The sequence below is a fragment of the Peptidiphaga sp. genome (genome assembly GCF_057238965.1).
Window position 1 is genome coordinate 21270 of record NZ_DBHHEV010000016.1, and the last position, 9538, is coordinate 30807.

The 9538-nt window shown below is 63.9% G+C and carries 8 protein-coding genes; all 8 read left to right on the top strand.

Annotation, left to right across the window (positions count from 1 at the left end; all coding sequences use genetic code 11):
• Positions 1 to 8: 8 nt before the first annotated feature.
• The 8 genes from gatC (at position 9) to ACO48X_RS03570 (ending at position 9228) form a co-directional block, all read left to right on the top strand.
• Positions 9 to 305 (top strand): Asp-tRNA(Asn)/Glu-tRNA(Gln) amidotransferase subunit GatC, encoded by a 297-nt coding sequence (gene gatC, locus ACO48X_RS03535; protein WP_009200217.1) that lies wholly within the window; start codon positions 9 to 11, stop codon positions 303 to 305.
• Entirely contained in the window at positions 305 to 1813 is a 1509-nt protein-coding gene (gene gatA / locus ACO48X_RS03540) for an Asp-tRNA(Asn)/Glu-tRNA(Gln) amidotransferase subunit GatA (protein ID WP_485000594.1), read from the top strand. The genes gatC and gatA overlap by 1 nt, the downstream gene beginning before the upstream one ends.
• Positions 1813 to 3306: an Asp-tRNA(Asn)/Glu-tRNA(Gln) amidotransferase subunit GatB gene (gene gatB, locus ACO48X_RS03545; RefSeq protein WP_485000587.1), complete on the top strand. Its 1494-nt coding sequence runs from the start codon at positions 1813 to 1815 to the stop codon at positions 3304 to 3306. Before gatA ends, gatB begins: the two co-directional genes overlap by 1 nt.
• 455 nt (positions 3307 to 3761) lie before the next feature.
• A complete protein-coding gene (gene putP / locus ACO48X_RS03550; protein ID WP_485000588.1) occupies positions 3762 to 5264 on the top strand; it encodes a sodium/proline symporter PutP in 1503 nt (500 codons plus the stop codon).
• 531 nt (positions 5265 to 5795) lie between these two features.
• Entirely contained in the window at positions 5796 to 6524 is a 729-nt protein-coding gene (locus tag ACO48X_RS03555) for a HEAT repeat domain-containing protein (protein ID WP_485000589.1), read from the top strand.
• Entirely contained in the window at positions 6518 to 7450 is a 933-nt protein-coding gene (locus tag ACO48X_RS03560; protein ID WP_485000590.1) for a MerR family transcriptional regulator, read from the top strand. The genes ACO48X_RS03555 and ACO48X_RS03560 overlap by 7 nt, the downstream gene beginning before the upstream one ends.
• A gap of 359 nt (positions 7451 to 7809) precedes the next feature.
• Positions 7810 to 8646 (top strand): AlbA family DNA-binding domain-containing protein, encoded by an 837-nt coding sequence (locus ACO48X_RS03565; protein WP_485000592.1) that lies wholly within the window; start codon positions 7810 to 7812, stop codon positions 8644 to 8646.
• A 66-nt stretch (positions 8647 to 8712) separates the two neighbouring features.
• Positions 8713 to 9228: a hypothetical protein gene (locus ACO48X_RS03570; protein ID WP_485000593.1), complete on the top strand. Its 516-nt coding sequence runs from the start codon at positions 8713 to 8715 to the stop codon at positions 9226 to 9228.
• Positions 9229 to 9538: the final 310 nt, after the last annotated feature.

The window sequence follows — 9538 nt, forward strand, 5'->3', positions numbered from 1 at the left end:
TTGAACGCATGTCGTCTTTCTCAGTTGACGAGGTTGCACGTCTGGCCGGCCTCGCTCGCATTCGCCTCACCGAAGGGGAAATCGAGCGAATGGCCGGGGAACTCGACGTGATCGCCTCCGCCGTAGCCAAGGTCTCCGAGGTCGCCACCCCCGACGTTCCGGCGACGAGCCATCCCATCGCGCTGACCAACGTCATGCGCGCCGACGTCGTCGTCCCGACTCTCGACCGCGACGAGGTTTTGGCCGCCGCCCCCGCGTCCGAGGACGGAAAATTCCTCGTCCCGCAGATCTTGGGGGAGGAATGATGAAGGATCTCCTCAAGCTTTCCGCCGCGGAGATGGCCCGCAAGCTCCGGGCGGGCGAGACGACCTCCGTCGAGCTGACGCAGGCCTGCCTCGACCGGATCCGCGCGGTCGATGCGCGGGTGGGCGCCTTCCTTTCAGTCGACGACGAAGGGGCGCTGGCCGCCGCCCGCGACGTCGACGCCAGGCGCGCCGCGGGCGAGAGCCTCCACCGTTTCGCCGGAGTGCCGATCGCGGTCAAGGACAACATGGTCACCCGCGGCAAGCCCACGACCTGCGCGTCGAAAATACTGGAAGGCTGGCTTCCCCCCTACGACGCGACGGTGGTCGAAAGGCTCCGCGAGGTCGGCCTGCCGATCGTCGGCAAAACCAATATGGACGAATTCGCTATGGGGTCCTCCACGGAGCGCTCCGCCTACGGCGCGACGCACAACCCCTGGGACCTCGACCGGATTCCGGGGGGATCCTCGGGAGGGTCCGCCGCAGCGGTCTCCGCTTTCATGGTCCCGTGGGCGCTCGGCTCGGACACCGGCGGCTCCATTCGCCAGCCCGCCGCGGTCACTGGAACCGTCGGAGCGAAGCCGACCTACGGGGGCGTCTCGCGCTACGGCCTCGTCGCCATGGCCTCCTCCCTCGACCAGATCGGGCCCTTCGCCAGAAACGTCGCGGACGCCGCCGCTCTCCAGGAGATCGTCGGGGGGCATGATCCGCGCGATTCGACGTCGCTCAATGCCCCGGTCCCGCCTTTCGAAGAAATCGTCGCCACGGCGGCCTCTTCGACGAAGCCGCTGGAGGGCGTGCGCGTGGGCGTGGTCAAGCAGCTGGGCGGGGAGGGCTGCCAGGAAGGCGTCGTCGCATCCTTCCAGGAAGCGCTTAAGGCGATCGAGGATCTGGGGGCCCAGGTCGTCGAGGTTTCTTGCCCCTCGCTCGAGTACGCGCTGGGGGCCTACTACCTCATCATGCCGGCGGAGGTTTCCTCGAATCTGGCGCGATTCGACGGCATGCGCTACGGAATCCGCGTCGAGCCGGAGGATGGGCCTGTCACCGCGGAAACGGTCATGGCCGCTACGCGAGGGACGGGTTTCGGCCCGGAGGTCAAACGGCGGATCGTCTTGGGGACGCACGTTTTGTCCTCGGGCTACTACGACGCCTATTACGGCAGCGCCCAGAAGGTGCGCACGCTCGTGCAGCGCGATTTTGACGCCGCCTTCGGCGAGGCGGACGTGCTCGTTTCGCCGACGTCGCCCGTGACCGCATGGGAATTGGGCTCCAAACTGGAAGACCCGCTGGCGATGTACGTCCTCGACATTACGACGATTCCCGCGAATTTGGCTGGAATACCGGGAATTTCCGTGCCCAGCGGGCTTGCCGACGGCCTTCCCGTCGGGCTTCAGATTCTTGCGCCCGCCCACGCGGACGCTCAGATGTACCGGGTCGCGGGCGCCGTCGAGGCCGGGCTTGGAGAACCGCTGGCCCAAAGCTGTCCGGCGGCCGATTGGGAGGAAAAGTGATGGAAGAACTCATGGATTTCGACGAGGCGGTCGCCCGCTTCGACCCCGTCATCGGGCTTGAGGTCCACGTCGAGCTCGGCACCGAAACGAAGATGTTCGACGGCGCCCCCAACGCCTTCGGCGGGGACGCCAACACCCATGTGACTCCGGTTTCGCTGGGGCTCCCCGGCTCGCTTCCCGTCGTCAACGCGAAGGCGGTGGAGTACGCGATCAAGATCGGACTGGCGCTCAACTGCTCGATCGCATCCTCGTGCCGATTCGCGCGCAAGAACTACTTCTATCCCGATCTGACGAAGGCCTTCCAGACCTCCCAGTCGGATGAGCCGATCGCCTACGAGGGCCACCTCGACATCGACCTCCCCGACGGCTCGTCCTATCGTTTCCCGATCGAGCGTGCGCACATGGAGGAGGACGCCGGAAAGAACACCCACGTCGGCGGCGCCGAGGGAAGGATCCAGGGGGCGGACTACTCTCTCGTGGATTACAACCGCGCGGGCGTGCCCCTCGTCGAGATCGTCTCGCACCCGGCCACCGGCGTGGGGGCGAAGGCCCCGCAAATCGCCGCTTCATACGTTCGCTCCTTGCGCGACGTCTTCCGAGCCCTGGGAGTCTCCGAGGCCAGAATGGAACGGGGCAACGTCCGCGCCGACGTCAACGTGTCGCTGCGCGAGGGGCCCGACGCCCCCTTCGGCACCCGCACGGAGACGAAGAACGTCAACTCCTTCAGGGGCATCGAGAATGCCGTCCGCTACGAGATTTGCCGACAAGCCGCCATCCTCGCCGCCGGCGGGGCCGTGGTCCAGGAGACCCGGCACTACCATGAGGGCGACGGGACGACGTCGGCGGGCCGCGTGAAGTCCGACGCCGAGGACTACCGGTACTTTCCCGAGCCCGACCTCGTTCCCGTGGCCCCGGACCCCGCATGGGTCGAGGAGCTCAGGGCGGGCATGCCCGAGCTTCCCGCCGCCAAGCGCCGCCGCGTAAAGGTCGAGTGGGAGCTTTCTGACGAGGAGCTGCGCGACCTCGTCAACGCCGACGCCGTCGACCTCGTCGAGGCGACCGTGGCCGCGGGCGCGAGTCCCTCCGGCGCGCGCAAGTGGTGGATGGGCGACATCGCCCGGCACGCCAAGGAAGCCGACGTCGAACTGCGGGAGGCGCCGGTCACCCCCTCGGACATAGCCGAGCTCGACGGCCTGGTTCGCGACGGCAAGCTCACCGACAAGCTCGCCCGGCAGGTGCTCGAGGGGGTCCTTGCGGGCGAAGGGACGCCGTCCGAGGTCGTTTCGGCTCGCGGACTGGAGGTTGTGAGCGACGACGGCGCCCTCGTCGCCGCGGTAGACGAGGCGCTCGCCGCGAACCCCGACGTGGCGGAGAAGATCCGCGGCGGAAAAGTCCAGGCTGCCGGGGCAATAGTCGGCGCGGTGATGAAGGCGACCGGCGGCAAGGCCAATGCCGCGAGGGTGCGCGAGATCGTCATGGAGCGCTGCCAGTAGCGCGATCGCCCGGTATCGCCGGCATCGGCCGGGGATGGGCGGCTTGGCCCCGAATACCGGCCTGGCCGGCCGCCTTCCGAGTGGAGGTGCTGCCCCGCCTTGCGCCGGAGGCGATTGCCGCGGCCGTCTCGTCAGTTCTGTCGGGCTTTCGAAGGCCGTTCGCCTCGGGCCTGTCGCGAGCCGTGAAAGACGCGGCTGCCGCCATCGCCGGCGCGCATGACGAAGGCGGCAGCACCCCTGCATTCCGGTGCCTGCCCGCATTCTGGCGATCCTCATTCGGGAGGCCTGGCCTCGGTTTTGCCGTTTGGCTTTTGGTCCTTGGGTTTATATTCTGGTTGAAAGCCTTTGATAGTCTTTCGATGATAATTCTTTACCAAATTATGACGAATATGGGACAAAGCCAGAGAATTCCAGTAGTCTAGTCCCCATTCGGCCACATAAGGGAAGGGGCTGCGATGTCCGCCGACACCTATCAGTTGCTCGCGATCTTGCTCTACTTCGCCGTCATGCTCGGCATCGGCTACTACGCATACCGCCGCACCGCGAATGTCGACGGCTACATGCTCGCCGAGCGTCAGCTGTCTCCCGGCATTGCCGCCCTGTCGGCCAACGCCGCGGACATGTCCGGCTGGCTGCTCATGGGATTGCCCGGTGCGATCTATGCCGCGGGGCTCATCAAGTCGTGGATAGCGATCGGACTCACGGTCGGGGCTTGGTTCAACTGGCGCTTCATCGCGCCGCGCCTGCGGGCGTATTCGGAGGTCGCGGACAATGCGATCACGATTCCGAGCTTTTTCGCCAAGCGGCTCAAGCGGAACTCGCGGCAGCTGCGCATCCTGGCGGCTCTGGTCATTCTCGTCTTCTTCACCTTCTACGTCTCGTCGGGAATGGTCGCCGCGGGCAAGTTCTTCGTCAGCTCCTTCGGCTGGAACTACTTCACCGGAATGGCCGTCGTTGCCGTGGTCACCCTCGTATACACCCTTTTCGGCGGTTTCTTAGGCGCCACTCTGACCGACGTCGCCCAGGGCCTCCTCATGCTCGCCGCACTCGTAGCGGTTCCGATCGTCACGATCTTCGAACTCGGCGGGTGGTCCGAGGCCACGAGCCGGATCACCGACGTCAAGCCCGAGGCCTTCAACCTCTTTTCGGGTTTCTCCAACAACGCTTTTTTGTGGATCGTCGCGGCAATTTCGACGTCGGCCTGGGGGCTGGGCTACTTCGGACAGCCCCACATCATCGTCCGATTCATGGCGCTGCGCAGCCCCGGCGAGGCGAAGACCGCTCGCAGAATCAGCCTCTTTTGGATGGTCCTGAGCGCCTCCGGCGCGATCTTCACGGCGCTCATCGGAATCGGCTACTTCGCGGGCGATCCTGAGATAAAGCTCGGAAAAGGGGATTCCGAGGAGGTGTTCCTCGTCATGAGTCGGATCTTCTTCCACCCCTTTGTTGCGGGGCTCGTCCTCGCGGCGGTGCTCGCTGCGATCATGTCGACGATGTCCAGCCAGATGATCGTCTGCGCCTCGGCGTTGGTGGAGGACCTCTACTCGTTGATGGGGCGCAAGGTCTCAGCCAGGAATCTCCTGATTTTCAGCAGGCTCAGCGTCCTCGGCGTCGCGATCGTGGCCGCCCTCATGGCTCTCGACCGAAACTCGGCCATCCTCCAACTCGTCGAATTCGCCTGGGCCGGCTTCGGCGCGGCCTTCGGCCCGATCGTCATTCTCTGCCTCTACTGGAGGAAGCTGACGCCTACGGGCGCGCTCGCCGGGCTGGTCACGGGCGCCGTCACCGTTTTCGTGTGGGCCAATGTGGATTTCCTCAAAGCGAAGATGTACGAGATCGTCCCAGGCTTCCTTCTCAATCTTCTCGTGGCGGTCATAGTGAGCCGCCTGACGTACACCGAGGATCCAGAGGTCGACGCCGAATTCTCCCGCATGGAGGCCGCCGTGAAGGAGGCCTGACGCGCCGATGGAGCCGGCCGGCGGCTTCACGCTCGGTTGTCGTCTTGGCGCGCCGCTCGGAGGCCTGGCGGCCGGTTGCCGTTTTGACGCGCGGCTTGGCACTCGGTTGCCTCGGCTTGGGGGCTCAACCCGTCGGATCGCGTGCGGACCCTCGACGAACGGTCCTCGGCCCCGGGCACGTCCCGTCTGTGACGTGTCCGAGGTCCAGACGTCGACGGAACGGCCCTCGGCCCCGGACGACGCCCGCTCGTCGAATCTCCCGCCGAGTCTGACCGCTTGCGCTGTTTGACGCCTTGCCCAAGCTTGACCCTGACACTGTGACAGGGTCTTTCCTTGGGATGAGGAGGTACTTTTATGAATACAACCAATGCATCCCCACAGTCCCAGCCGTCTCCGCGGTCCGGGTCGTCTCCGCGGTCCGGGTCGTCTCCGCAGTCAGGGTCGCCTCGGCAGCCTCCGGCGTCGTCGGCGCCGTCGCATCTCCCTCTGTCTCGAGAGGCGCCCCAGCGAGAAGCCCGTCTAGCGGAGGCTTTGAGCGCGTCGAACTCCTCGATTCGACTGAAAGCAGCCTTGGCGGCGGGTTCGCGCGCCGACCCCGAGTGGTTGGAGACGCTCGTCGAGCGTTGCGCGGTTGAGCCGGATTTCTTCGTGCGCGACATGCTGTCCTGGGCGCTGACCCGTCTGCCGTCGGAGGCTGTTTTACCCCGGCTCCGCAAAGAACTGGGCTCCGAATGCCGACAGGCTCGCAGTCAGGCGTTGCATACCCTTTCGAAGATCGGGGACAAGAGCGCCTGGGGTTGGATCACCCGCGACATGCTGCGCGATTCCGACGACGAACTTGCCCGGACGGCGTGGCGCTGCGCCGTCGCCCTTGTGCCCGAGGGAGAAAAGAAGGCTTTGGGCGAGGAACTGGCGAGCCAGCTTGGCCGCGGGGACCGCGACGTCCAGCTGAGTCTGAGCCGGGCGCTGATCGGCCTCGGCGACGCCGTTGAGCCCGCTCTGGACAGGGCAGCTGAAAGCCCGAATCCCGCGAAGGCGGCCCACGCCCGCGCCACGGAGTCGCTTCGCCTGGACTCAGAGCTCGGCTTCGACGCGGCGATTGAAGAGGCCAAACGCACCGTTGCCTTGGATGCCGGCGGCATGTGGCCCGACGCCGCGCCGGCGGCCGAAGCCGAGGCGAAGAGGCCGCAGGGCACGGCGGAGAATGCGGAAGGCGCCGCCGCTGAGGCGAGACGGCTTCAGGAGGGCGCGGATTGCTGATCGGCGATGTGGCCCGTCATACCGGCGTCAGCGTTCGGATGCTTCGACACTACGACGCCATGGGCCTGGTGCGGCCGACGGGCCGCACCATCGGCGGCTATCGGGACTATTCGGACGACGACGTGCGGACGATTCTTCAGGTGAAGACCCTCCGTTCTCTGGGGCTTACGCTCAAGCAGATTGGACGCATTCTAGAGGACCCCGGTCGCGCGCCGGCCGCCCTGGTCGACGACCTCATTCGTCAGACGGAGGAACGCCTGGACCGAGAACGCGAACTGCTCGACCGGCTCCGGGCGATTGCGGCATCCAGGCCCGCCGATTGGGAGGAAGCCGTGCGCATCGTCAAACTCGTTCGGGGTCTGGGCTCGGCCAGCGCCTCCCGCAGGCAGCAGGCCGTGCTGTCCTGGCCGGCGGACGTGGCGCCCCCAGTGGATCTGCTGGTCAGAGCGGTCCTGTCCGAATCTGATCCAAACGTCGCCGGAGCCTTGCAATGGGCGCTCGCTCGCTCGGACGGCGACGTCGTCGCCGGGCTGCGTACGGGCGCCCAATCCGACGACGTCGACATTCGGCGTCGCGCCGTACTGGCGATCGCCGCTATGCCGGAGGCGCCCGGCGCCGACGTCGTCCTTGTCGGGGCTCTTGGCGATTCGGATGAGACTGCGCGCAAGCATGCGGCTCTGGCGTTGGGGCGGCTGGGCGAGGCGGCTGCCGTTCCCGTTCTCGTCGATATGGTGGCCGAGGGCGTCAGCGATGTGGAGGCGGCCGAAGCGCTGGAGAGCCTGTCGCGCATCCCGGCATGCGCGAGGTCGGTCGAAGCCTCCGTAGCGGGCAAGATGAAGGATGTGGCGGCCGATTCGGCGGCGCGGCAGCGTCTTGCAGAGGCGCTGGCGGGCTGTGCCGGGCCTGGTACGGTAAATTCGCAGTGATGTTTGAGTGGAGGGAAAGGCGGTGCGACGAAAGTCGATGCGACAGTCATGTGATGACGGCGATGAAGCGATTGCGTGTTTGACACGAAATTTTCAGGGATGATGACGAAACGAGTTTGTGGTTGTTTTAAGAGAAGAGCAAAGTTCCTGGGTTCCTTAGGGCCATTCCATCCTCAAGGAGGTCTGTGCAATGGCCCAGGGTTGTGTCTCTGCGTGATTGAGAGCATCTGTTTTCTGTCAAAACGGCGGAGGGCCGCGATGTGAGAGGTTCTTGTTTGTGCGCGGAAACCGTTTACGTCCGATAACGTGTTCAATTTCCACAAGGCGTCAACTCCTGAGCGGAAAACAGCTTCGTTTGCTTGGCGGCAGAATGTTTACGTCTATTGATTGGGTGCCGTGTGGTGCATAAGTTAAGGAGAAAAGCCGCGATTGTCGTCGACGGAAGGACGGACAGGGAAAAACTTGTTGAGCTGATGAGGCAGGGCGAGCAGACCGAACTTGAATTCAAATCGACGCTTGATTTGAAAGACAAGCAGAAACCCGATCGTCTCAATTTCGTCAAGGACGTCGTCGCGTTGTCGAATCTTCCTAGGGGAGGCTACATGCTCATCGGCGTGAAAGACGACGGGATGCCCGTTGGAATGGGTGACGTCAATCGGGATGACTGGGACGGGGCATATTTGCAGGACATTGTGCGCCCCTATGTTGAAGGGCAGATCCGCATTATGTCTCAGATTCACGCACTTGACCAGGGAGCGGTTGTGCTTTTATACATTGCCGTACATGGAGACGGGTTTCCTGTCCCATTCAGCAAGCAAGGAGAGTACACGCCGAAGGGAGGCAAACGGCAAAGAAAGGTGTTCGACGTCGGTGAGCTGCTCGTCCGCGAGGGCGCCCAGAACGTTCCTTTGCGACATGCACACTGGCCCACTCTTCTTGAAAGGCATGACGAGATGATTCGCCGACAGGCGACAGAGCATCTCGATTCTTTCCTGTTCGAGCTCACCGCCGTTCTTCGCTCGAGCAGGGAAAACAAGGAGGAGGCACTCATGCCTTTGTCGATCGGCCTTTCCGATTCCGCTTTCGAAGATGCCGTCAATAGTCATCTCGAGAGGGGGCGTGACCAAGACGTTTCGCGATTCGTCAGGACTGTGAGCAACGGAGCGGAAGAGGATGCGGATGCGATTCTTGACTAGTTGACGATGGCGGCGGTCCTAGCCCTGTGCCGTGAGAAGCGCGAGGTGGCGTGCAGGGCGATTGACGTGCTCTTTGATGTTTACAAACAAGCGGGAGAGTGTGCGGGAGAATCCAATGCGAAGATCCTTCTTGAGATTGTCAACCGCCTCTACGTCATCGGAAGTGCGGCAGTTCGCCTCAAAGCATGGGGCATTCTCCCTTGCTTGGTGATTAAGTTCCCGAGGAACAATCTCAAGCCTGCGAAGCCTGTGGTTTGGATTCGAGACGGACAGGTGCGAGCTATCCGCGCCGGGCTCCTCTCATCAGAAAAGCAAGGGGCTTATATGCTCCCGGCGGCACGTCGTCTGATATTTGAGCATGCCCCAATGCGGCCTGATGTGCCTGAAAGTCGCCTGCCCGACAATCTTGCCGATCTACCCGACAATCTTGCCGATCTAAAGGATGACGATGTTCTTCTGAATTCCCTGGCTCAGTTCGACATCCTGCACTGTCTTGTCGCCGCTGTTAAGACCAGAAATCCTAAAGCCGCGTATCCGGCTTCGTCGGCGTTGAAAGGTTGCAGGGCCGCCCCTGCCCTTTAACTTATCGCAGTCGACGGTGGTGTGCGGCGGGAGCTTTTCGCTGGCGCGGATGATTGCGTCGTTGCCCAAGCGATGAAAGAAGTCTATGAGTTTGCCTTCCGAGAATCGAAGGAGTTCCCTGAGGACGGTTTTGGTAATTGGAATCGGGTGCCGCCGTCTGGGGTGGATGCCTTTGTCTGCAAAAGCGTGGGGTGGGGCGGTGGGCGTGCTGGGGAAAATCTTCAAGCTCCATGATGACGTCGGTGGCGGGGGCATCTGGCGGGGGGGCCGGTCTGGGTTGCGGTGGTGTTTGTTGTGGTGGTGGGCGGGG

Bases quoted from the DNA above. Each gene is read 5' to 3' on its own strand.
- gatA (WP_485000594.1), top strand. From the start codon at position 305: ATGAAGGATCTCCTCAAGCTTTCCGCCGCGGAGATGGCCCGCAAGCTC.
- gatB (WP_485000587.1), top strand. From the start codon at position 1,813: ATGGAAGAACTCATGGATTTCGACGAGGCGGTCGCCCGCTTCGACCCC.
- gatC (WP_009200217.1), top strand. From the start codon at position 9: ATGTCGTCTTTCTCAGTTGACGAGGTTGCACGTCTGGCCGGCCTCGCT.
- putP (WP_485000588.1), top strand. From the start codon at position 3,762: ATGTCCGCCGACACCTATCAGTTGCTCGCGATCTTGCTCTACTTCGCC.